Below are 24,143 nucleotides of genomic sequence, written 5' to 3'. Positions count from 1 at the left end.
GGACTGACGGGGATCTGTTTGCGGCAGGTTGAGGGTTTTTGCTCAGAAAACCGCAGGTTTGTTGAGGCTTTTGGAGTCGCCTTCCTCCAAAGAGAAGCCTATCGGCCCACATTCGACGGATTTGTCTCGCCGGATGGGGCTCGCCGCGCATGCTCTGGTACGATGGTCCATCCGGCACGTTCGATGGCGAGGGGAGCGGCACGGCTGTGGCAGGCGAGGGCACGGATATGACGGCGGGCACTGGCGGACAGGGGGCTTCGGCGGACGGTTCGGCTCCCGTCCCCACAAAGACGCTCGTCATCGCGGAGAAGCGCAGCGTCGGCCGCACGATCGCCACGTTCCTCGGCTGCCGCGCCGACCACGGCTCATGGATCGGCGGCGACGCTTACGACGTCACGTGGGCCCAGGGCCACCTGCTGCGCCTGCTCATGCCCGACGAGTACGACGACCACCCCGAGTGGCGCGAGCGCGGCACGGCGGCGCTGCCCATCATCCCGTCGGCCGACGGCTGGCGCTGGGCCGTCTCGCGCGAGCGTGGCGCCGACGCGCAGTACCAGGTCGTCGCGGGCCTGCTGGCCAGCGGCTCCTACGCTCGCGTCATCAACGCCTGCGACCCCGACCGCGAGGGCCAGTGTATCGCCGACCTCGTGCTGCAGTTCGTGGGCTGCACGCTGCCGGCCGATCGCCTGTGGTGCTCGTCACTGGAGGACGCGGCGCTCGCCAAGGCGTTCAAGCGACTCAAGCCCAACACCGAGTACGCCGGTCTGTTCCGCTCGGCCGTTGCGCGCTCGCAGGCGGACTGGCTCGTCGGCATGAACGCGAGCCGGCTCTACTCGGCGTCCATGCGTTCGGCGCAAAGCGTCGGCCGCGTCCGCACGCCCACGCTGGCACTCGTCGTGGAGCGCGACCGCCTCATCGCGTCGTTCAAGAGCAAGGACAGCTTCCGCGTGCGGCTCGACCTGGGCGACGGCTTCTTCGTGACCGGCGAGCCGGGTCCTGACGGCGCGGCGGCCAAGGAGGTGCTTGCCGCGGCCCAAGGCGCCCCGTGCGAGATCATCGAGGTCGAGCGCAAGCAGGGCCGCGAGGGCGCCCCGACGCTGCTCAACACGACGGGCGCCCAGAAGCTCGCCAGCGAGCGGCTTGGCATGTCTCCCGACGCCGTCGACCGCGTGCTGCAGTCGCTCTACGAAAAGAAGCTCGCCACCTACCCACGTACGGACTCTCGCTTCGTGAACGCCGAGGACGGCGCGATGCTCGAGGGGCTCATCAACGCGGTGGCCGACGAGGCACACGTGGGGGCCGACGTCGCCCGGACGTATCGCTCCATGCCGCACGACGTCTCGAAGGTCGTCGACGACAGCAAGGTCGAGGGCCACGGCGCCCTGCTGCCCACACGCCAGCTTACGGCGGCACGCCTCGCCGCGCTCACCGAGGAGGAGGCCGCCGTCGCGCGGATGCTGTGTGAGTCGCTGCTCGCGGCCACCGCTCCCGATCGCATCTTCGACCGCGTGGCCGTGAAGGCGACGTGCCAGGGTCTGCCGTACAGCGCGAGCTCGGTGAGCGACGTCGACGCGGGCTGGAAGCGCCTGCGTAAGGCGGCGAGCAGCGCGAAGGGGCGCGGAACTGCGGGCGGAGAGGGCGCGTCCGAGGGGGCCGACGACGCGACGGCTACGCGCATACCGGCGGACCTTAAGGCGCCGAGCACGCGCGTCGTTGCAGGTGGTGAGGTCAAGAAGACGACGGCCAAGCCCCCGCGGCGCTATACGGACGCCACCTTGCTCGCTGCGATGGAGCACGCGGACCACTTCGTCGAGGGCGACGAGCTCAAGGCTGCCATCAAAGATTCGTCGTCGCACTCGGGCGGCATCGGTACGCCGGCGACGCGCGCGGGCATTATCGCCTCGCTTGTCGAGCGTGGCTATCTGGCGCGCAAGGGCTCGACGCTCTCGTCGACGCCCGAGGGGCGTGCGCTCGTGGACGAGGTGGCGCCTGATCTCAAGAGCGTCGAGCTCACGGCGCGCATCGAGCGCGACCTCAACTCGGTGTATCGCGACAACGCCGATCCCGCCCCGTTCGTAGCCGGCGTCGTGCAGATGGTGCGCGGCATAGTGGCGAACCAGCTCGCGCAGCCGCTGCGCACCGCCCCGCCCAAGGGAGCCCCTGTGGGGACGTGCCCTGCGTGTGGCGGCAAGGTGCTCGACACCGGCAACGAGCGGGCGCCCTACCTGTGCGAGAACACGAGGCGCGAGCGCATCGAGAACCCCGACGGCTCCGTGAGCTGGCGTGACTGCGGGAGCTGCGGCTTTCGTTTGCACCGCTCGTTCATGGGGGCGTCCATATCGGCGGCGCAGGCCAAGAAGCTGCTGGCGGGCAAGCCGGTCATGCTGCGTGGCCTGACGAGGGCTGACGGCGAGCGGTTCGACAAGATCGTGGAGCTTGACGCCGAGCACAACTGGAGGCTGCGAATCGCGGCCGACCAGAGCGTCAAGGTGGGCACGTGCCCCAAGTGCGGCGGCGACGTGATGGACGTCGGCAACGAGCGCGTGCCCTACCTCTGCGAACGCAACCGTGGGGGCAGCACCCAGCATGCGGAGGCCGCGGGCGAGCAAGCTTCTTGCGACTTCAGACTCTATCGCGACTACCTGGGCAAGAAGCTCTCGAAGTCCGACGTCAAGGCGCTGCTGGCGGGGGAGACGGTGACGCTCAAGGGACTGACCTCGCGCAAGACCGGCGACAAGTTCAACGCATTCGTGACGCTCGACCCCGAGCGGGACTACCGGCCGCGCATCACCGGGTATCCCGCCGAGCAACCCAAAAAGAAGCCGACCAAGCCCGAAAAGGGCCCCAAGGTTCCGGGTGGGGATGACCAGGCGGTGCTGCCTGGCTTCGAGTGGTAGGACGGCGGAGCACACGCTCCCTAGGCCGCTTGCGGATTGCCCCCTAGTCTTCGTTATCGAACAGGTGTACGCTCTATGGGAAACCTGACGAGGTCGGAGGTGGCGATCGGCATGGTGTATACGACTCGCTATGGGGGCGAAGCGGCCCGTGCGGCGCTGGGCGGTGAGATTACGCTGACCAGTGACGGCACTACGCTGACGGGCCTCTACCTCGAGAGCCAGAAGTATTTTCTGGGTGGGGTGGCGGAGCCGCTGGTCGAGCGTGCTGACCTGCCCGTTTTCGCGCGTACCCATTCTTGGCTTGACCGCTACTTTGCGTCAGAGAAGAGCGTGGAAGCGTGGCCGACGCCAGGCGAGCTTCCCCTGGCGCCGGCAGGCAGCGACTTTCGTCAGCGTGTGTGGCGCATCCTGTGCGAAATCCCACGCGGCGAGCTGCTCACATACGGCGACATTGCGCGCCGTCTCGAGAGGGAAACGGGTCGCCGTGCCTCGGCCCAGGCGGTGGGCGGGGCCGTCGGGCACAACCCGATCTCGATCATCATCCCGTGCCATCGCGTCGTGGGCTCGACCGGCAGCTTGACTGGCTACGCGGGTGGCATATCCCACAAAGTGTGGCTGCTCGAGCACGAAGGCGTTGACCTTGCGGCGCGCGGCCTGTTCGCTCCGGTGCACGGTACGGCTCTCTAGGAGGGTTTGATGGCGTTCTTCCCGTATGGTGAGATCGAGACGGACTACCTGCGCTCAAAGGATGCCAAGCTCGGTGCCGTCATAGACCGGCTCGGGCACGTCGAGCGCGAGATGGACGGCGACCTGTTCGCTGCCGTGTGCCACCACATCGTCGCCCAGCAGATCTCCAACGCCGCGCTCGCCACCGTGTGGGGGCGGCTGCTGGCACTGACGGGCGGCGAGGTCAATGCGATGCGCATCCTCGGGGCGGGGCCCGAGGCGCTGCAGGCGTGCGGAATGACGCACCGCAAGGCCGGGTACATCGTCGACTTCGCGCAGCGCGTCGACGAGGGCTCGTTCGATCTTGCCGCAGTCGGCGAGATGGGCGACGAGGAGGCCATCTCGGCACTGAGTTCGCTGCGGGGCCTGGGTCGCTGGACGGCCGAGATGATCCTGCTGTTCTCGCTCGGAAGACCTGATATCCTCGCCTTTGACGACCTGGCCATCCAACGCGGAATGCGCATGGTGTACCGGCATCGTGCCATCACGCGCCCCCTGTTCGAGCGTTACCGGCGGCGGTTGTCACCCTACGGATCCACGGCGAGCCTCTATTTCTGGGCCGTCGCGGCCGGCGCCCTGCCCGAGCTTACCGATCCCGCGCCCAAGAAGAAGGCCCCTGTGCGCGGGAATGCCGGCTGAGGGAAGAGGCGCGTGGTATCTGCAACGGCTGCCTCAAGCGCAGGGAGGTCCTCAATGATCGTGCTCGTGGTGAACGCGGGAAGCTCCACCCTCAAATGCCAGCTCATCCAGACCGATGGCAAGGTCTCGCTTATGAAGGCGCTTGCCGAGAAGATCGGCGAGCCCGATGCACGCCTGCGCGTCTCGTTTCCGCCGGTGCCTGGCAAGCTCGAATACGAGGTCGGCGGCCTGGCGGTCGAGGAGGTGCTCGGACGATTGCTGGACATCATGACCAGCGAGCAGTCCTCGCCCATCTCGTCGATCTCTGAGATCGAGGCCATCGGCAACCGCATCGTCTCCGGTGGCGAGTACTTTGCCGCGTCTACGGTCATCGATGACGAGGCGTTCGAGAAGATCCGCCGCTGTGAGGTCCTCGCGCCCCTGCACAACCCGCCTGCCGACGCCTGCATCGCCCTGCTGCGCCGCTTGCTGCCCGACACGCCGCAGGTTGCGGTGTTCGACACGGCGTTCCATCAGACGATGCCGCCCGAGGCCTACATGTACCCGCTGCCGATGCGCTACTACGAGCAGCATCGCATCCGCCGCTATGGGGCGCACGGCACCTCGCATCGCTATGCGGCGCAGCAGGCGGCAAACCTGCTGGGACGTCCTCTGAACGACTTAGGCATCATCACGTGCCACCTGGGCAGCGGTGGCAGCATCACTGCGGTCAACCACGGCGTCTCCATCGACACGACGATGGGCTTCACGCCGCTCGAGGGCCTCATGATGGGCACGCGTTCCGGCTCGATCGATCCTGCCATCGTCACGTATATCATGCGCCGTGACGGCATCAGCTTCGACGAGATGGACCGCATCCTCAACAAGGAGTCGGGCATTCTTGGCATCTCGGGCTTTTCGAGCGATATGCGCGAGGTCCTGCAGGCCGCTGACGCCGGCGACGAGAACGCCGAGCTTGCCATCCGCATGTACGTTCACAAGGTGCAGAAGGCCATCGGGTCGTTTTACGCGCTCATGACGCGCACGGACGCCGTTGTCATGACGGCTGGCATCGGCGAAAACTCGGCCGAGCTGCGCGAGCGCATCTTTGCGGGCCTGGCGCACATGGGGATGATTCTCGACAGGGAGCGCAACAACGTCGTGGGTGCCATCGGGACGAACCGCATCGTGTCGATCGACGACTCTCCCATCAAGATCTGCGTCGTGACGACCGACGAGGAGATGCGCATCGCTCGCGAGACCGACGCCCTCGTAAGCGGGCGATAGGGCTGCGGGATCGCACGGGGCGGGTTTCTGTCGCGCAACCGTGCTAGGGTGGTCTCATCGAGGCTCGCATGTCGAGCGGGAAGGAGTATCGCCATGAGAACGTTTATCGCGTTGGAGCTGCCCGATGTCTTCGCCGATGAGGTCGCAGCCATGGGTCGCAGGCTTGCACTGAGCTGCGAGGGCCGTTTTGTGCGCCGGGAGACCTACCACGTGACGCTGGCGTTTCTCGGCGAGATCGACGAGGCTACCTCTCGCGATGCCGTGGGCGCGCTGGAGGAGGCGTGCGCCGGCCGAGGACCCGTGCCGCTGCGCAGCGAGGGTCTGGGCAAGTTCGGCCGACCTCGTGACGCGACACTGTGGCTGGGGCTCGAGACGGCGCCTGAGCTGGTGAGCCTGGCGACGTCCGTTAGAGAGTGCCTGGCCGCCCGCGGTGTCACCTTCGAGGAAAAGCCGTTTCGCCCGCACGTGACGCTGGGACGCCGGGTTCGCCTGCCGCACGGTGACCTGCCCGTGCTAGAGTTCCCCGAGTCGTCACAGGCGACGCGCGTCACGCTGTTCAAGAGCATCCTCGAACCCGACGGCGCCCGCTACAAGCCTCTGCATACCGTGGCGCTGTCCGAGGCGTAGGGTTTTGCCCCAAAGTCCGCACATCGCGCTAACAATCCGCCCACATGCACCGCGCTAGAATGTGCCTTCTGAAATCGGGAGGAAGGCGCTGACGATGGTGCAGGATGAACGGGTGAGCGGAGCAGGCCAAGCGGCGGGAGAGCAGCTGACGCTGCGCATGCTGTTGCCGCTCATCGGACTCACGTTCTCGGCGTTTGTGTTCAACACGTCGGAGTTCATGCCCATCGGCCTTCTGACCGACATCGCCGCCGACCTGGCTGTCTCCGAGGGCGTGGCCGGCATGATCATCACGGTCTACGCGTGGGCCGTCATGTTGCTGTCGCTGCCACTGATGATGGCCGCGTCGCGCTTCGAGTATCGCACGCTGCTCATCGCTGTCGTCATCGTCTTCGCCGTCGGCCAGGCGCTCGCGTTCTTCTCAACCGGCTTTGCCATGTTGCTCGTCGCGCGCCTCGTCGTTGCCTGCGCGCACGCGGTGTTCTGGTCGATCACGACGCCGATGGCCGTGAGCGTCGTCTCACCGCGCTACCAGTCACTCGCTATCGGCATGGTGTCGGCTGGCACGTCCATTGCGATGATCCTCGGCATGCCGCTCGGCCGTGCAGTGGGTCTGGCGCTGGGCTGGCGCATGGCGTTTGGCTGCGTGGGCGTCATCGCCGTCGTCATCGCCGTCTACCTGCGCCTCGTGTTCCCCAAACTCAAGGCGGGCGAGCCATTTACGCTCGCGAAGCTGCCTGTGCTGCTCAGCAACCGGGTGCTCGTAGGCATTTACGTGCTCGTTGCCCTATTCGCCACTGCGTACTACACGGGGTACAGCTACATCGAGCCGTTCCTGCAGCAGGTTGCCCTCATGGACGAGGGCACGATCACGGCGATGCTCACCGGCTTCGGTGCTGCGGGAATCGTGGGCAGCCTGCTCTACGCGCGTTTCTATGACGGGCATCGCCGGCTGTTCATCCTGGGCTCGCTTGCCGGCATCATGGTGCCGCTGCTCGTGCTGCTTCCTGCGGCGAAGCTCGGCGTGGGAGCCGTCCTGGTCGTCTGCGTTATCTGGGGCATGTGCGCCACGGCGTTCAATGTGGCGTTCCAGGGCGTTATGGTGGGCATTACGACCACCGAGACCGCTGCCGTCGCAATGTCCATCTACTCCGGCATCTTCAACCTGGGGATCGGCCTGGGGACGGCGATTGGCGGTGGCGTGAGCTCGGCCGCGTCGGTGTCGCTCATCGGCTTCGTCGGCGGCGCCATAGCGCTGGCTGCCCTGGCGTTCTGCGCCACCTGGCTGCTCCCGCGCCTCGATGCGGCCCGAAAGGCGCGCTCCTAGGCTCGGAGCGGCCCAGAGCAGGAGCGCGCGGGGCCTTTCTGGTCAAAACACCCCTGCTTTGCGAGGGGATCGGGGCGAACCATGAGGCCGCTCGGCTCCGGTGTGCACAAAAGCGCAGGTCGGCTGCTCCTGGAAGAGCGCATGGGACGCCGAGGTACCCCGCAGCGGCCCTATCGACTCGCAAAGCTAGGCTGTTTTGGCCAACGGGGGCCTTGCTTCTCCTGCTCTGGCGCTCGCTGCTCCTTATGCGGGGTCGTCGACGAACCCGACGCGGTATTCCTTGAAGACAACCTCGCCCTCTTCCTGTGTCGCGTCCAGGTCGACGTCGGCCCAGATGCCGAAGTCGCGGTCCCCGTCGTTGTCGCTGAACACCTGGTGGGCGTGCCACACATGCGCGGCTTTCTCGTCGGAGGAATCCAGCTCGAGGAAGGCCCAGGAGCGCGCGTCGGCGTCGAGCTGGATTTCCTCGTGTGCCTCGTAGAACGCGTCGAGCGCCTTGCGCCAGCGGCCCTCGCCGAAGCCCCACGCCCCGTCGAGCGCGCCCAGCTCCTTCGTGTCACCGCGGGCGGCCAACGTCACGCGGCGCATGAGGGCGTTGCGCACGAGCACGGTCAGGCCGCGACGGTCGTGGACGACCTCGTCGGCGGCCGTCGGGGGCGCCGCGTCGAGCGTCTCGCCGGCGCTGGCCCACTCGTCCACGAGGCTCGAGTCGACGGAGCGCACGACGAGACCGAGCCACGACACGATGTCGTCGAGCTGCTCGGTGCGCTTGTCCGTCGGGATTGTGCGGTCGAGCACGCGGAAGGCGTCGGAGAGGTAGCGCAGCAGGATGCCCTCGAAGCGCGCCATGTTGAGCCCGGCGACGTAGCCCTTGAAGTCGGCGACGCACTCGAGCATGTCGCGCAGCACGCTCTTGGGGGAGAGGTGGTAGTCGTTGGCCCACGGCACCTCGCGGCAGTACTCGGCAAACGCCGGCTCGAGCAGGTCTTCGAGCGGCTTGTCGTACGTCACCTCGGTTATGCGCTCGATGCGCTCCTCGTACTCAACCCCGTCGGCCTTCATCTCGGCCATGGCGCGCTCGCGGGCCTTCTTTTCCTGGACGCGCAGGATCTGGCGCGGGTCCTCGAGTGTCGCCTCGACCATGGACACGACGTCGAGCGCATACGTCTCGCTCGCGGGGTCGAGCAGCTCCAGCGCCGCGAGCAGAAACGGCGAGAGTGGCTGGTCGAGCGCGAAGTCGTCGGGCAGGTCGACCGTCGTCACGTACGACACCGTGCCGTCGGCGTTCTCGACGCGCTCCACGACATCGGCGTCCACGAGCGTCGCGAATATCTCGGCGGCGCGTACGTGCAGCTGGGCCTTCTCCTCGGGCGTCTGCAGCGAGTCGTCGATGAGCTTGCTCACGCGCGCCACGGCGTCGCCGCCCTGCATGACCTCGGCGAGTACCATGGCGTGCGTGATGCGCAGGCGCGGTTTGAGCGTCTCGGGCACGCTCTCGACGAGCTTCTCGAACGTCTGCTTGTTCCAGCCGACGAAGCCCTCGGGCGGCTGCTTGCGCTTGATCTTGCGCTGCGCCTTCGGGTCGTTGCCGGCCTTGGCCAGTAGCTTGGCGTTCTCGATGTCGTAGTCGGGCGCCTCGGCGATGACGAGCCCCTCCGTGTCGAAGCCTGCGCGCCCGGCTCGGCCTGCGATCTGGTGGAACTCGCGCGAGCGCAGGCGGCGCATCTTGTGACCGTCGAACTTCGTGAGCGCCGTCAGCACGACGGTGTGGATGGGCACGTTGATGCCGACGCCGAGCGTGTCCGTGCCGCAGATGACGGGCAGCAGCCCCTGCTGGGCGAGCTTCTCTACGAGCAGGCGGTAGCGCGGCAGCATGCCGGCGTGGTGCACGCCGACGCCGCAGCCGAGCAGGCGCTGCAGGATCTTGCCGAACGCCGTCGTGAAGCGCGTACCCTTCATGGCCTGCTTCACGGCCTCGCGCTGCTCTTTGGAGGCCACGCCATAGCTGGCCAGGGACTGCGCGCTGTTGAGCGCGGCGTCCTGCGAGAAGTGCACGATGTACAGCGGCGCCTTGCCCTCGCGCAGGGCGATTTCGACCGTGCCCTCGAGAGCGGTCTCGACGTACTCATAGGAGAGCGGCACGGGGCGCTGCGCGTCGGCCACGACGTTGACGGGCGTGCCGGTGCGCGCCTGCAGGTCGCTCGCGATGGCGGACGTGTCGCCCAGCGTGGCGCTCATGAGCAGGAACTTCGTGCGGGGCAGCGTCAGCAGCGGCACCTGCCAGGCCCAGCCGCGGTCGGGGTCGCTGTAGAAGTGGAACTCGTCCATGGCGACAAAGGCGACGTCGGTGCCCTCACCCTCTCGCAGGGCCTCGTTGGCCAGGATCTCGGCCGTGCAGCAGATGACGGGCGCCTGCGTGTTGATGTGCGTGTCGCCGGTGATCATGCCGACGTTGTCGCGCCCGAGCACCTCGACGAGGTTGAAGAACTTCTCGGAGACGAGCGCCTTGATGGGAGCGGTGTAGTACGAGCGGTAACCGGTCGCCATCGCTATGAAGTGCATGCCGAGCGCGACGAGCGACTTGCCTGAGCCGGTCGGCGTGCCCAAGATGACGTGGTCGCCGGCGGCGATGTCCATGAGGGCCTCCTCCTGGTGGGGCCACAGCTCGATGCCGCGGTCTTCCACCCAGGTAAGGAAGCGCTCGAACGCCTCGTCGGTCGAGAGCCATGGATCCTCGGCGTCCAGCGCGTCGTTGGCGGCCTCGGTGGGTTCTGACCACCAGCTCGGCGACAGCGCGCCAAGCGAGCCGAACGAGTCGGCGCTTGCGTCCGCGGTGACCTCGGGGGTTCCCGTCTGCGTCTCTGCCATGTGTGACCAAGCCTTTCGAGCGTCGCCGAGTCGCGAAAGCCCCTGCCGACTCGTGAGGTAGCGTCTGCGTGGAGCGCCCCGTCACGGGTGCGCGAGGTCGATTCTACCAGCTCGTAAGGTGGCCTCGGCGCGCGTCTACCCCTCGGCGTCAGGGCTCATGTGACTCTCCACGAGGGCGATGAGCTCCTGCTTCGAGTGGACGCCGAGCTTCTCGTAGACATTCTTGCAGTGGAAGCGCACCGTGTTTTGCGTGACGCCGAGCTCCTCGGCGATGAGGGGCACCGTCCGTCCCTTGAACAGCGGCACGAGCACCTCGACCTCTCGGCTCGTGAGCCCGACGCTCTCCCCGAAGCGCCGCACGACGTCCTCCGTCGTTTGGACGATCTGGCGATAACGCGGCTCGATCTCGGACTCCCACGAGTAGACGTCGGCCGCCTCCTGGGCGCGGCGGTAGCGGTCGGAGAACACGTACGCCACGAACATCAGCGTCACGCACAGAAGGGCGCACCACAGCTGCTCCTCGAGGCCGGGTGTGACGAGCAGGCCGGTGCCGGGCCTGCCGGCGAGCATGCCGAGGGCGCTTGAGACGAGCGAGGGTAGGTAGCGCATCGTGTAGATGATGCCGAAGGCCAGCGCATACATCGCAACCGGGGGGATGCGGTAGTGGCGTGCGACCTGGTTGCAGGCCAGGATGCCCATCATCGAGGCGCACGAAAATATGGTGTAGAGCACGAAGGCCAACACGTAGCCGTACCACGAGCCCAGTATGGGCAGCCCCAGCGCGACGACGGCGATGAGTGGGGCGCAGACGCGCTGGAACGCGCCCATGTCGACGTGGTAGTTGCTGCGCTCGAACAGCGCGAGCAGGATGAGGGGGCTTGCGATGAGCGCGAGGCTGTTCACGTTGCCGACGATGAGCTCCGAGGATCCCAGGCCAACGGATAGCAGGCGCGTGAGCTGCATGGCCGCGCCGATGAGGCCGATGGTTAGGCACGGTGCGAGTAGCGAGAGGATGCCCTTCTTGAGATGCTTGCGACGCGCAGCGTGCTCCTGGGGAAACGTGACGGCCCCGCCGTAGAACGCGACCTCTCCCGGCTCCCCGTCGCAGGCGTGGCACGCTGGGTGCAAGCGGAAGTTACACCAGGCAAGCGCCAAACTCGTCCCAGGCGCGATGACGAGGATGGACACGAGGCAGATGGCCAGGTTGGGCAGCCAGGCCAGCACGAAGTACAGCAGGCCGCCCAGCAGCGTGCCCCCGATGATGCCGCGCGCGTCCAGCGGTGTCTCGCGCGAGCTGAACAGGCTGACCCACAGCGTGAAGTTACCGGAGAGCCCCGCACCCATCAGCAGACCGCACAGGGCCTGCACGAGCGTCGAGGCGCCGCTGTCTTCGAGGGGCAGCAGGCCGAGGAGCCCGCCCGCCATGAACAGGGCCGAGAACACCCAGCACGTGGGCCGGGCGCAGAGCAGCGCGTGAAAGCGGTCGCCGCCGCGCATTGAGAGCGCGAACCAAAGAAAGAAGGCCAGACAAAACGACGCGCTCTTTGTTTGAATGAACGCAGAGTAGGGATCGCTCGAAAGCAGGCCTGTTGAGAAGGCCGAGGAAGAGCCGGGCCATCCGGCCAGCGAGACGAGTGCGATATCGAGGCTATAGCCGACGATGGCGGGCACGAGAAACGCTCCGCTTGCCTTGCGGATGAACGTCATGCCCGGGCGAGCCGAGCCTACGCGGCCTGTCTGTGAACGTGCCATCGAGAAGCCCCCCTGCCCTTCGCGGCCGTCCTGGCAGTCTAGCACCCCGGCGTCTGCCGTGCGTGCCAAACGCCATCCTTACGGCGGGATATGCCTGGCCTCTCGCGATACGCCGCATGCCGAGACGCCCCGAAAGACGTCCCGGCATGCGGGTCATACCTGTTGGCGTTTGGCGCTGAGCCTCATGCGCCGGTGGTCCTCTTCTGCGAGGAGGCCAGGCTTGTCTGGGTGTCGCCGTTACTGGGCGGCCTGCTCCAGGGCGCGGCGCGTGGCGTTCTTGATGCCCGTCGAGGTGGCCGTGGCGCCGGCGATCGTGTCGATGTCGGCAGACTGCGCCGTCTCGATCATCGACTTGTACGTGCCGTCGTTGATGGCTTCAAAGCCGCCGAAGCCGGGCGTCTCGTTGTTCGGGCTGATGTCAGTGACGGTGACCTTGCCGTCCTTGACCTCGACCGTCACGTTGATCTCGCCGATGATGCCGTAGCCCGTGCCCGTGTACGTGCCGTCCTTGTACGTGGCGCCCTGCAGGGCCTCGCTGCTGGCCTTGGACTCCTCGACGGCGCTGTGGTAGCGGTTGAGGCCGAGCAGCTCGGGGGCAACGTAGTCGGGGTCGGCCTCGATGCCGTGGTGGCCGCCGGCCAGCAGCTTGCCGGTGAGGTAGCCGAACGTGATGCAGTTCATGCCGAGGTTGTGGCCCTCGACGAGGAAGTTGTAGCTGTTGGCGTAGGCGTCGCCCACCATGGTGCCGACGTTGTACAGGCCCTCGATCGGCTGGTCATCGGCGTCGCAGACCTGCATGTCGATGTTGGTGCGCAGGCCGCCGAGCACCGTGAGGAACTTGGGAGCGCCGTTGCGGTAGCCGTAGAAGGGCGCGGTGCGGATGGGCACCATGAGCTCGGTGCGCTTGTGGAAGTCGACGTCCTCGCCGGCGTCGCACAGCTCATTGTAGCGGTCGATGCTGGCCTGCAGGCCCTCGTAGTCGACGCCCATCTGCGCGGCGAGGTCCTCGAGCGTGTCGGCCTTGTACATGCTGCCGGCCGCGACCTTGGCGTCCCAGGCGGCCAGCACCTCGTCGGCGTCCATGTCGCCCTCGGTGTAGACGTTCTTCCAGTTGTGCCACGGGATGTGGTGCGAGGGATACTCGACGTCGAAGATGGCGTTCACCGGGCCGACGTGCTTGATGACGTAGGGTAGGTGGCCAACGCCCATGTCCTCGCAGCAGAAGCGGCGGCCGGAGTCGTCGACCATGATGGTGTCGGGGGCGTTCCAGGGCTGGTAGCACGGAGCGGCGAACGTGGCGCACATGCCGGCGTTGGGCAGCGTCTTCTGCCAGGCGGCGCCGATCCACAGGCCCATCTGCTGGCCACGGCCCTTGTACAGGCCGCCGTAGACCTTGCCGAGCGAGTCGGGCGTCTGGGCCTCGTCCCAGTTCGTCACCCAGTCGACGCACTCGGGCGCGTACTTCTCCATCATCTCGCGGTTGCCGGAGAAGTCGCCGCAGGCCATGACGATGCCGGTCGTGCCGACGAACTTGACGTAGTTGCCGTCGGCGTCAGAGGCGATGACGGCGTCGACGCGACCCTCGGTGCCGTTGGCGACGCCACCGCGGACGAGCTGCTCGGCGTGCGTGTTGAAGTAGAACTCGACACCCTGCTCCTCGCACAGCGTGCGCAGGGCGAACACGAGCGAGGGCTGGCCGTCGGCGACGACGGGGAAGTCGTCGTTGTTCCAGCAGTGCGACTGCTCGGGCCCGTAGAGCGGGTAGGTCTTCATGTCCTCGGGCCACACGTTGCTCTGCTCGATGGAGATGCGCATGCCCTCGACGGACAGCGAGCGGTCGATGAGCCAGTTGATGGACTCCTCGGAGTTGTTGTACCACTTGTGCCACTTGTCGACGTCGATGTTGAACGAGGCCTGGGCCATCTGAGCGAGGATGAACTGCGGGTCCATCTTGGGCAGGCCGTATTCGTTCATGAGCTTGGAGTACACGACGGCGTTCGAGCCACCGCGGGCAACGACGTTGGGGCTCTGCGCGAACACGACGACCTTGAGACCGCCCTCAGCTGCGGAGAGTGCCGTGCACAGGCCGGCCGTACCGGCGCCGATGACGACGACGTCAGCCTCGACGGTCTGCGAGACCTGGTCGTCGGTGATGGGGTCGGGAGCGACCATGAACGAGGGCGTTGCAGGGGCTGCGGCGTCCGCGGCGGCGGACTCGGTGGCGAGGGCCTGGGTTGCCATGGAGCTGGCGGCGACGGCGCCTGCTCCGGCAAGGGCGGCACCGGTGAGGAACGAGCGGCGGTCAATCTGGTGAGCGCTGAGCTGGGACATGCGATCCTCCTTGTATGGGGCGGTCGAGTCGTGCTTGCGTGCGTTTGGGCGTTGCGAGAGCGTGGACGAGCGCGGCTTTTGTGATGAGGGTCGCGCGTCGCTGCGCTGGGTGCGAACGCCTGCTGACGACTCAGACGATAGGAGCGTTTTCGAGGTGCCGACACACACGTGAGGGGTAGGGTGTGGGGGCTACCCTGAGGCCTACATGAAGTGTGTGGGAGACGGTGGTGAGTGCAGGGTTGACAGCCCTGAGCTGGGATTGTTACGCGATGCGGGCTCGTTTTTGCCTGCGAGTTCCTCGCGTGTGTCCGTACTGGCCCGAACGAAGGAAGGTTGCCGCATGGCATGTTTGCGTCAGTGGATGCGTACTGCTCAACTGTTCCGTCTGACTGCTAGAGTACGTGGGATCTGATTGCCGAGTGGCCGGTGTCGAAGAGCGGGAGGCTGTTGTGTCAGCGGACGGTGTTGTCGTGGCGGAAGCGAGCGGGGCAACGAGAAAGGCTGCTCATCCGAGGTTGTGCGTCGCGCTGCTCGTGGCGCTGGGCTTTGCGCTGGGATGCGCAGAGTTCATCGTCATCGGCATCGAGCCTGATGTCGCGCACGACTTCGGTGTCTCGCTGTCCCGTGCCGGCGACCTCGTCAGTTACTTCGCGCTGTCCTACGCCATCATGACGCCAGTGCTCGCCCTGGCGACGGGGCGCTTTCGTCGCTTTCCGCTGCTCGTGGCGTATGCGAGCGTCTTTCTGATCGCCAACGTAGCCATGATGCTTGCGCCGACGTTCGAGCTACTGCTGGCGGCGCGCGTGCTTGTCGGCGCGGTGTCCGGGCCGCTGCTGGCTGTGGGCGTCACCTACGTGCCCGAACTCGTGGAGGAGCGTCGCATCTCTGTCGTTATCTCACTGATCTATGGGGCGTTTTCGGTGGCGATGGTGGTGTCGACGTCGCTGGGCAAGATCGTGGCCGACCAGCTGAGCTGGCACTATGCGATGATCGGTACGTTTGTCCTTGCCGCGATAGTCTGCGCGGCGCTCGTGGCTCTGCTGCCGAGGACGGGCTCGTCGGATGCGCCGGCGACGCTGCGGCAGCAGTTGTGCCTGCTCGGGGACGCGCGCGTGCTGTCGGGGATCGCGATCTTCGTGTTTGGCGTCGGGTCGGTCTACGTGTTCTACGCGTACATCACGCCATACCTCGAGAACGTACTCGGCATGAGCGCGCTGGCGGCGAGCGGCGTACTCATGGCGTACGGCGTGGTGTGCTTCTTCTCGAATCTGCTGTCGGGCTGGGTTGACCTGCGCTTTGGTGTGCCGGCGCTCGTCGTGGTGTTCCTCGTGCAGGCTGCACTGCTGGCGGGTTTGTTCGCCGCAGGCTCGGCCATGCCGTGGGCACTCGTTGTGATCCTGCTGATCGCACTGTGCATGTATGTGGCGTCGGTGTCGTGCGTCTCTCTGTTCATGCGGGTCGCGCGCACAGAGTACCCCACGGCGCTCACGCTGGCTACGTCGCTCGAGCCGATGGCGTTCAACATCGGCATCGCGTTCGGCACCGCCGTGGGTGGCGTCGTCGTGGGTGGCGTTGGCATGCGCTATGTCGGCCTGGTGGGCGCGGCCTTCTCGCTTGTGGCCTGCGGCGTCGTCCTGCTGACGCTGCACTTCATCCGCCGCGCAAAGGCCCGCCGCGAGACGTTGCGCACCGAAGGGGAGTAACTGTTCCCCTAAACCTCGTCCTCTTCCCGGTGCGCGTACAGTGCCGAGATGTAGTTGATGAGCGCCCGCTCCGGTGCTTGCAGGGGAAGGTTCGCGCGCCAGAAAAGGCTGAGCGCAACCGACACACGTTTGCCGTGCTCGTCAACCAACGGCACAAGTGCGACACGCTCCGTAGAGGCGGTGCGCATCGCATGCTGTTCGGGGCATACGGAGAACAGGTCGCGGTCCACAATGAGGTCAGACGGATCGACGGAGCTCACTTTGATCGGAGAGGTGCGCAGCTCCGTGGCGGTGCGGCGGGCAAGCTCGTTGACAAGTCGTTCGAGACCGCCGTCCTCCGGGCCCGTAACGATCTGCCCTGATGCGAGATCCTGGGGTGCGAGCTGTGCCCTGCGCGAGAGGGGGTTGTCCCGGCTAACGATAACCACGAGCGGGAAGTCGCCAAGTAACACGCCGCGATAGGCCTCGTCATCGCGCTGTTCCCCAATGACGAACTGCAGATCGCCGTCCTCGAGACGTTGCGCGAGCTCCCTCTCGTCCGCCTCGACGAATTCGAATTGAACGTGGGGATACGCCTTTTGCAGTGCATAAAGCCGTGCGGGGCTCAGCGTACCTCCGAAGTCCGTCAGACAGCGTGGGGGCATGCCAAGCGAGATGGTTCGATTGATGCCCGACGAGAAGTCGCGCAGGCTCCCCGCAGCGAAATCCAACGTCTCGAGCGACAACCGAGCACGTTTGAGGAAGAACTGTCCGAAGTCGGTCAGTACGACTCCACTCTTCTCGCGTACGAATAAGGCCGCGCCAAGCGTTGTCTCGAGAGCCGTAATGCTTTTCGATAAGGCCTGCTGCGAGACGTATAGTTGGCGCGCTGCCTGTGACATGCTGCCGGTCTCCGCTGTCGTGACGAAATATCGCAGCTGTCGGGCGTCTAGGTCCGGCATAGGTCGTCCCCCTGGTCTTGCTGGCGTTGCTTTCCTGGCTATTCCCTCGACAAAAGTGTACCTCTGTCGCTTCGGGGGCGCTTCTTGCACTTTTTCGTGTCGAGAGGTCACAACCAATTGCTGGGATGAGCTAGGGCCTGGTTGTCACCCCCTTTGGTTGGAAGAGCTGGTGTGCCTACGATGTAGAGGAACGACGCCGCCCACCACGTCAGCAAGGGGTTGCTGGGGCGGCGAGGGGCGGAGGCATTTTCGCGACGTGCTCGGCGGTCGCGGCGCCTCCCGGGAACGAAAGAAGGGGCAGTCATGGCACGTGAAGCGAACATTTCTCGTCGTAGCCTGCTCAAGATGGGCGGCGCTGCCGCCGCCGGTGCGGTTGGGGCAGGGGCTCTGGGCTCGATAGCCCTGGCGGACGAAGCCGCCGAGCCCAGCTGGGACAAGGAGGCTGACCTCGTCATCCTCGGCAGTGGTGCCGGTGGCCTGTCGGCAGCCATCACGGCTGCCCAGGAGGACCCCGACGCTGCGATTCTCGTGCTCGAAAAGGCGCCCGAGGAGGATCAGGGTGGCAACACCCGCGTAGCGGGCAACATGTGGACGTGCCCGACTGATCTCGAGGAAGGCCTCAAGTACTACAAGGCCGCCAGCGAGCGCACGCGTGACGACGAGTACCTCGAGGCACTTGCCACGTCGGCCTACACGCTCAACGACGACTTCGTTTCGAAGCTGCCCGACGCTGACATCCAGCTGTTTGGCCTGTTTGCCCCGGAGTTCGACGCCCTGCCCGGCGGCGACGCCATCCAGGACTATATGAACCACGCTTCTGGTAACGGCCAGCTGTGGGAGGCTTTGCTCGCAGGCGCCCAGCAGTATGCCAACGTCGAGTTTGTCTACAAGACGCCGGGCAAGCGTCTCATTACGAACGCGGCCGGTGAGGTCATCGGCGTCGTTGCCGAGAGCGAGGGCAAGGAGATCAACGTCAAGGCGAAGCGCGGCGTTGTAATTGCTACTGGCGGATACGAGTTCAACGAGAACATGATCGAGAATTCCTATCCCGGTTGGCCTGTGTTCAGCCGTGGCACGCCTTACAACACCGGCGACGGCATCATGATGGCCCAGAAGGTCGGCGCGGCGCTGTGGCACATGAACGCCTCCGACAGTGGTTGTGGCGCCGTGCTGTGCCCCGGCCTCAATTTCGGTGGCGACAACTACGACTCCGATAAGGTGCCTGCCAATCTGCAGCTCGGCAAGGCTTCCAAGAGCAATAACGGCTTCATCGCTGTCGACAAGCACGGCGCGCGCTTCATGCCCGAGGATCGCGCCGACGGCCACGGCTACGGCCGCCGCGAGTACCTGTTCTTCTACGATGGCGTGAAGTGCGAGTGGCCGCACCTGCCGTACTGGACGGTTTTTGATGCCGAGCAGGCCCAGCGCCCCGTGGCGTCGGGCAAGGCCGAGGGCAGCCAGTTCACGTGGTTCACGGCGCACAGCGGTTACGAGTGGAGCCAGGATAACAGCGCCGAGGTCGAGCGCGGCTGGGTGCTCAAGGCCGATACGCTCGAGGATCTTGCTGCTCAGATGAATGGCGTCGAGGCCGGCGAGGGCAAGATGGATGCCGCGACGCTCCAGGCAACGGTTGACGCGTACAACAAGGACGCCGAGGCCGGCGAGGACACGCAGTTTGGCCGCGCCGCCGAGACGATGCGCCCGCTGACGGGCCCGTTCTATGCGGTCCTGTGCTATCCGAACCAGTACAACACGCAGGGTGGTCCGAAGCGCAACACGAGGGCGCAGACGCTGGATGCTTTTGACGAGCCGATTCCTCGCCTGTACAGCGTCGGCGAGTGCGGTGCTGGCTACGGCTGGGTTTACAACGGCGGCTGGAACATCGCCGAGGCTATGGTGACCGGCATCTGGGCAGGCAAGGATGCCATCAAGCTCGAGCCCTGGGCGTAAGCGCATTCTGACTGCCAGGCACTTCTGCTGGCAGTGGCTAGACTCTACGCGGCGGGCCAGGCGTCTCCTTCGGGCGCCTGGCCCGTTCTTATTGCGATTTGCCTCGCACGATGGCGGTATGGCGCGTGGGGGGCGCTGCATTTGCTGCGCGACGGGTCGCGAGGGGCGAGCGAGGCTGGGCATCGGGTTTTGTTGGGCAGAAGTGCATTCTTTGCAAGCTAGGCTGCCACTTTCGTCCCAAAATCGCGCTCGTGTATGCCCCGTCTCGCATGGTGATCTGCGCGTCTGCGCTTCAACCGCCGGTTACCTGCGGAAATGGCAGCGTGATCGTTGCGGTTCCAGCGTTGCGTGCCCGGGGCATATTCATGAGCTCGGTTTCTGCCCACGAATGGCGCCAGCCGCCGCAAAAAAGCACTCCCGCAATGCCTGTCACAGGCTATCCACCCGCAGTCCGGGCCACGAACGGCCCACGCGACCATTCTGCACGCGCGCTAGTCCGGGGTGTGCGCCGTTTCGTGCGGGGCCAAGCGAGCAAACTCCTCTCGCTTGGCCCCGCACTCGCGCACTTTGTTTAGTCTCCCACGGCGTCGGCGTCGGTCGCCGCCTGAGCGGGGAGTTCCGCTGGGGTTGGGGGCACGAAGCCGCCCTTGCAGCCGCGCTCGGCCAGGGGTGTGTAGGGATGCGGGTTCATGATGGACTTGTACGCCGGCCTGATGATGCGCTTGCCGCTTACGAGCTCCTCGAAGCGGTGGGCCGCCCAGCCGGCCATGCGCGCCGTCGCAAACATCGGCGTGTAGAGCTCCTCGGGAATGCCCAGCATGTTGTACACAAAGCCGGTGTACAGGTCGATGTTGGCGCATAGCACCTTGTGCGTGCCCTTTTCCTGCGCCATTATCTCCGGCGTCAGTCGCTCGACCGTTTCGATGAGGCGCAGCTCAGGCTCGAACTCTGTGTTGCTTGCTATCCTTGCGGCATACCGGTGGCAGATGCGTGCGCGCGGGTCGGACATCGTGTACACCGCGTGACCCATGCCGTAGATGAGGCCCGTCCGGTCGTTGGCCTCCTTGCGCACGACACGACGCAGGTAGTCTGCCACCTGGCCCTCGTCGCCCCAGTCGCTGATGCTGGCCTCGAGGTCCTTGATCATGTCGCGGACCTTGCGATTGGCGCCACCGTGCTTGGGGCCCTTGAGCGAGCCAATGGCACCTGCGTATGCCGCATATGCGTCCGTTCCCGACGACGTCAACACGCGGCAGGTGAACGTCGAGTTGTTGCCGCCGCCGTGCTCCGCCTGGAGCATGAGCATGACGTCGAGCATGTGGGCCTCGTCGGCCGTGTACTCGTGATCGGGGCGTAGCATGTCGAGGATGGTCTGCGCGGCGGACAGCCCCTCCTGGGGCCCGTGCCATACCATATCGCCGCCCTCGTAGTACTGCTTCATCGCATAGTAGGCGAGCACGGCGATGCGCGGCATGCGGGCGATGAGCATCGTCGCCGTGTCGATCTCGTGCTTGGCGCCCGTGTCGTTGGGCTCCGGGTCATCGGCGTAGAGCTGCAGGACGGCGCGAGCTAGCATGTTCATGACGTCGCGCGAGGGATGTGTCAGTATCTGGTCGTTGATGAAGTTCTTGGGCAGGTCGCGCTGCTCATCGATGAGCATCTGGAAGCTCGACAACTCGTCTGCTGAGGGAAGCACGCCGGTCAGCAATAGGTAGACGAGCTCCTCGTAGCCGAAGCGCCCCTCGTCCATGACACCGTCGACGAGCGCGCGGATGTCGTAGCCGCGCAGCGTGAGCTCGCCCTCGCACGGGATCTGATCGCCTTCGCTGACGATATAACCGTGCACGTTCGAGATGTTCGTGAAACCGGCCATGACGCCCGTGCCGTCGGCATTACGCAGGCCGCGCTTGACGTTCGTGCGCTTGTAGTTGCTCGGGTCAATGTAGTTGCACGACTCGAAGTGGTCGTACAAATCAAAGGCGTCCTTGCGTGCCATAGAATCACACCTCTTAGCCAGGCGGCAGTTGCGGGCTTGACGGGATCGGGCGCGTGCCTAGATGCGGTACATGAACTTGAAGACGTCCTCTCGCTGCACCTTGACCTGCACGTTCAGCTCGTCGTCGAGCGGCTTGAGTGCCTGGCTCAGCGTGTCGAACGACGTCGCGGACTCGTCGAGCTCCACGATCATGCTCATCGTGAATATGCCGTCGAGGATGGTCTGGCTGATGTCGAGGATGTTGGCGTTGTTCTCGGAAAGCTTCGTGGCGACGGCGGCGACGATGCCGCTGCGGTCGGCTCCCAGAACGGTGACGACGACGCGGGTCTTCTCCATGGCGCTGCTCCCTCTCGGGTTGGGCTCGCGAGGGCGCGTCAAAAAGGCGCCCGCACCGAGCGTGCGATGCGAACCGCTACTGCGGGCCGCTCAAGGAACGACAATATATTCTCTCATTGTAACGGCTGTGCTACGGCACCGCGCACGTGCCTGCTCCTCGTCCAAATGTCCCCACTCTCTGCAAACGTGCTGCACCCGCCGATATTGTGGGGCGTGCGCTCCACCGCGTCGTATGATGACCTGCACGCTGGGATTGGCCTGCTCTGTGTAGTGGGCATGATGAGAAAGCGAGGCGCGACATGAGCAACGAGGCGATGGGGGAGCCGGCATACGGTTGCCTGGGGGCTGCTGTGGCTAACAAGTGGGCGTCGGAGGGCGCTGTCGTATTCCAGAACGCGACCGTGCTTGATGGGTCGCGCGATATGGAGGCGCGCCCCGGCCGGACGGTTGTCGTCGAGGGACAGACGATCTCGTACGTTGGCTCGCCCGACGAAGCGCCGATCCCCCAGGGGGCGCGAACCATCGACCTCGCCGGGGCATACCTGATGCCGGGCCTCATCAACCTGCATGTTCACCTTGTCGGAACGGGCGACGAACGGGGCTCGTCTGTACCTGATGGCGAACCGGTGGGCCAGGACAATCGCGTCCGTGCCTGCATGGATGACCCCGAGCGTCTGCATGCCTATATGCGCGAGGCGGTCGCCAACGAGCTTGCGAGCGGCGTCACGACGCTGCGCGACGCCGGCGAGCCCTACTCGGCAGACATATGGGTGCGCGACGCCATCGACGCAGGCGAGGTCGTGGGTCCGCGCATCATCGCGTCCGGCAACGGCATCACCGTGCCGGAGGGCCATGCCTCGCGCCTCATGTCGCGTGCCGCTCACACTCCCGAAGAGGCCGCGTGCTATGTGCGCGATTTCGCGGAGCTGGGCGCGACGAGCATCAAGCTGTTCGTGACGGGTGGCGTGCTCGACGCCGTGAAGATCGGCGAGCCGGGCGTCCTGCGTATGAGCCCCCGCATCACGAAGGCGGCTTGCGACGAGGCGCACCGCCTGGGCTTGCGAGTCATGGCGCACGTCGAGAGCACGGAGGGCGTGAAGTCGGCACTCGAGAACGGTGTCGATTCCATCGAACATGGCGCGCCCATGACGCCCGAGATTGTGGAGCTGTACAAGCAGCGCGGTGCCTCGGTGACGTGCACGCTCTCGCCTGCGGTCGCGCTGACCGTACTGCCGACGCGCGACGAAAACCCCAACGAGATGCTGTTGACGAACGCGCGCGTCGTGGCGCAGGGCGTTGCCCAGAGCGCACGAACGGCTCTGGATGAGGGCATCCCTCTGGGCTTGGGTACTGACGCCTCGTGCCCGTTTATCACGCAGTACGACACGTGGCGCGAGCTCGCGTACCTCGTGCGTTATCTCGGCGTGACCCCGGCGTTTGCGCTTCATACGGCGACGCAGGCTAACGCCCGGATCCTCGGCTTGGGAGACGTCTGCGGCACCGTTGAGGCGGGTAAGGACGCTGACCTCATCGTGACGGCCGACAACCCGCTTGAGAACATCGCGGCGCTGCGCCACGTGAGCCTCGTGATGTCACGCGGCAGGCTGCTCGAGAAACCGTGCGTTGCGCACATTGACCAGATCGATGCGGACCTCGACTGGCTGGATGCCCAGCCTGACGCGATCGAACCTTGCCTGTAAGTGGGCGTTTGAACGCTGCTCGACCCGGGGCCCTGGCGTACACGGTCGGGGTCCCCGGGCGAGGGTGGCAATGCCGATCCGACAAGGTCCGGCAGGCAATCGGCTCGGTACAGAAGACGGGGAGAGGATGTAGCGCTCTCGTGATGTTTTTCCTGATGAGCTTGCTTGCCTCGCCACCTTTTCCTGCCGGCGCATACCATATGACATACGACTAGGTTTGTGTGCCCCGGCTCTTCTGCGCCCGGGCCCGGACAAGGAGGATCTTGGCATGAAGAACCGCGCGTTGATCGGTCTGTCGGCGGCTGCTATGTCGGCTCTCGTCGTGACCGCTGTGGGCTGTGGCCAGCCGACGAACCCGACGTATGAGCCCGAGGCGACCGAGGCCGCCACGACGGCGACGACCGAGGAGACCACCACTGGGGCCGCGGAGAGCGCCAAGGCCGAGTCTGAGCCTGCCGCCGATGAGAAGGCCGCGCCGGCCGAGAGCGCTGCCGCCGACAAGGCAGAGTCTGCTTCTGCCGACGCTGAGGCCGACGAGCCTGCCGTTGAGCCCGCTGGCGCCTACGCCGACGGCGAGTACACCGGCGAGGCCAAGGGCATGGAGTCCACCATCAAGGTGACCGTGACGGTCGAGGGTGGCGTCATTGCTGACCTGCAGGCCGAGGGCCAGGAGACCGAGGGCATCGGCACGAAGGCGCTCGAGCAGCTGCCCGCTCTTATCGTCGAGGCCAACGGCACCGAGGGCGTCGACGCCATTGCCGGCGCGTCCGTGACGTCCAAGGCCATCTTTGCTGCTACTGACGCCGCGCTCGAGTCCGCCGCGGGCGGCGAGGCTGCTCCGGCTGCTGATGCTGAGCCCGCCGCCGAGAGCAGCAAGGCCGACGAGCCCGCTGCCGCCGCCAAGGCCGACTCTGCCAAGGCCGACAAGGCCGAGAGCACCAAGGCAGAGGCTGCCCCCGCCAAGTCCGAGAAGGCCGACGAGCCCGCCGCTGCTGGCGAGCTGAAGGACGGCACCTACGAGGGCACCGGCAAGGGCATGGGCGGCGACGTGCCCGTGACGGTCACCGTCGAGGGCGGCAAGATCGCG

General features: G+C 65.9%; 16 protein-coding genes. 10 read left to right on the top strand and 6 right to left on the bottom strand.

The features are described 5' to 3' along the window. Nucleotides 1-149: 149 nt before the first annotated feature. The 6 genes from KHZ24_05590 to KHZ24_05565 all read left to right on the top strand — a co-directional run bounded on the left by KHZ24_05590 (nt 150) and on the right by KHZ24_05565 (nt 7,479). Complete coding sequence (locus KHZ24_05590) at nt 150-2,897, top strand: DUF3945 domain-containing protein (protein MBS5450670.1); 2,748 nt, start codon at nt 150-152, stop codon at nt 2,895-2,897. A 111-nt stretch (nt 2,898-3,008) separates the two neighbouring features. After that, nucleotides 3,009-3,584, top strand: a complete 576-nt coding sequence (locus KHZ24_05585; GenBank protein MBS5450669.1) for a methylated-DNA--[protein]-cysteine S-methyltransferase — start codon at nt 3,009-3,011, stop codon at nt 3,582-3,584. Nucleotides 3,585-3,593: 9 nt separating this feature from the next. Continuing rightward, the gene (locus KHZ24_05580; GenBank protein MBS5450668.1) at nt 3,594-4,262 is read left to right on the top strand and encodes a DNA-3-methyladenine glycosylase 2 family protein; all 669 of its coding nucleotides are present in this window, start codon (nt 3,594-3,596) and stop codon (nt 4,260-4,262) included. Nucleotides 4,263-4,316: 54 nt separating this feature from the next. Next, nucleotides 4,317-5,528: an acetate kinase gene (locus KHZ24_05575; GenBank protein MBS5450667.1), complete on the top strand. Its 1,212-nt coding sequence runs from the start codon at nt 4,317-4,319 to the stop codon at nt 5,526-5,528. Between the two features lie 93 nt (nt 5,529-5,621). Then, nucleotides 5,622-6,155 (top strand): RNA 2',3'-cyclic phosphodiesterase, encoded by a 534-nt coding sequence (thpR, locus tag KHZ24_05570; GenBank protein ID MBS5450666.1) that lies wholly within the window; start codon nt 5,622-5,624, stop codon nt 6,153-6,155. Between the two features lie 94 nt (nt 6,156-6,249). After that, nucleotides 6,250-7,479, top strand: a complete 1,230-nt coding sequence (locus KHZ24_05565) for an MFS transporter (GenBank protein ID MBS5450665.1) — start codon at nt 6,250-6,252, stop codon at nt 7,477-7,479. A 243-nt stretch (nt 7,480-7,722) separates the two neighbouring features. On the opposite strand, the gene KHZ24_05560 is transcribed toward KHZ24_05565, so the two are convergent. From KHZ24_05560 to KHZ24_05550, 3 genes are all read right to left on the bottom strand, one after another. Continuing rightward, complete coding sequence (locus KHZ24_05560) at nt 7,723-10,347, bottom strand: DUF3516 domain-containing protein (GenBank protein MBS5450664.1); 2,625 nt, start codon at nt 10,345-10,347, stop codon at nt 7,723-7,725. Nucleotides 10,348-10,482: 135 nt separating this feature from the next. Continuing rightward, a complete protein-coding gene (locus tag KHZ24_05555) occupies nt 10,483-12,099 on the bottom strand; it encodes a LuxR family transcriptional regulator (GenBank protein MBS5450663.1) in 1,617 nt (538 codons plus the stop codon). 237 nt (nt 12,100-12,336) lie between these two features. After that, nucleotides 12,337-14,430 (bottom strand): FAD-dependent oxidoreductase, encoded by a 2,094-nt coding sequence (locus KHZ24_05550; GenBank protein MBS5450662.1) that lies wholly within the window; start codon nt 14,428-14,430, stop codon nt 12,337-12,339. A 470-nt stretch (nt 14,431-14,900) separates the two neighbouring features. Here KHZ24_05550 and KHZ24_05545 point away from each other — a divergent pair, with 470 nt between their 5' ends. Further along, nucleotides 14,901-16,133, top strand: coding sequence for an MFS transporter (locus tag KHZ24_05545; GenBank protein MBS5450661.1), 1,233 nt, complete (start codon nt 14,901-14,903; stop codon nt 16,131-16,133). Nucleotides 16,134-16,141: 8 nt separating this feature from the next. Here KHZ24_05545 and KHZ24_05540 read toward each other — a convergent pair whose 3' ends face one another. Next, on the bottom strand, nt 16,142-17,074 hold the full coding sequence (locus KHZ24_05540) for a LysR family transcriptional regulator (protein ID MBS5450660.1): 933 nt from the start codon (nt 17,072-17,074) through the stop codon (nt 16,142-16,144). 303 nt (nt 17,075-17,377) lie between these two features. On the opposite strand from KHZ24_05540, the gene KHZ24_05535 reads away from it, so the two are divergent. Beyond that, a complete protein-coding gene (locus tag KHZ24_05535) occupies nt 17,378-19,024 on the top strand; it encodes an FAD-binding protein (protein MBS5450659.1) in 1,647 nt (548 codons plus the stop codon). A gap of 571 nt (nt 19,025-19,595) precedes the next feature. On the opposite strand, the gene KHZ24_05530 is transcribed toward KHZ24_05535, so the two are convergent. Both KHZ24_05530 and KHZ24_05525 read right to left on the bottom strand, forming a co-directional pair. After that, a complete protein-coding gene (locus KHZ24_05530; GenBank protein ID MBS5450658.1) occupies nt 19,596-21,020 on the bottom strand; it encodes a citrate synthase in 1,425 nt (474 codons plus the stop codon). Between the two features lie 57 nt (nt 21,021-21,077). Next, nucleotides 21,078-21,356, bottom strand: a complete 279-nt coding sequence (locus KHZ24_05525; GenBank protein ID MBS5450657.1) for an ACT domain-containing protein — start codon at nt 21,354-21,356, stop codon at nt 21,078-21,080. Between the two features lie 314 nt (nt 21,357-21,670). On the opposite strand from KHZ24_05525, the gene KHZ24_05520 reads away from it, so the two are divergent. Together KHZ24_05520 and KHZ24_05515 are read left to right on the top strand one after the other, a co-directional pair. Then, the gene (locus tag KHZ24_05520; GenBank protein MBS5450656.1) at nt 21,671-23,056 is read left to right on the top strand and encodes an amidohydrolase family protein; all 1,386 of its coding nucleotides are present in this window, start codon (nt 21,671-21,673) and stop codon (nt 23,054-23,056) included. A 268-nt stretch (nt 23,057-23,324) separates the two neighbouring features. Then, nucleotides 23,325-24,143 (top strand): FMN-binding protein (locus KHZ24_05515; GenBank protein ID MBS5450655.1); only part of this gene is annotated, 819 nt, incomplete at its 3' end.

It is taken from the genome of Coriobacteriia bacterium, from assembly GCA_018368455.1.
Taxonomy (GTDB): domain Bacteria; phylum Actinomycetota; class Coriobacteriia; order Coriobacteriales; family UMGS124; genus JAGZEG01.
This window is presented reverse-complemented; position numbering and strand designations above follow the sequence as displayed.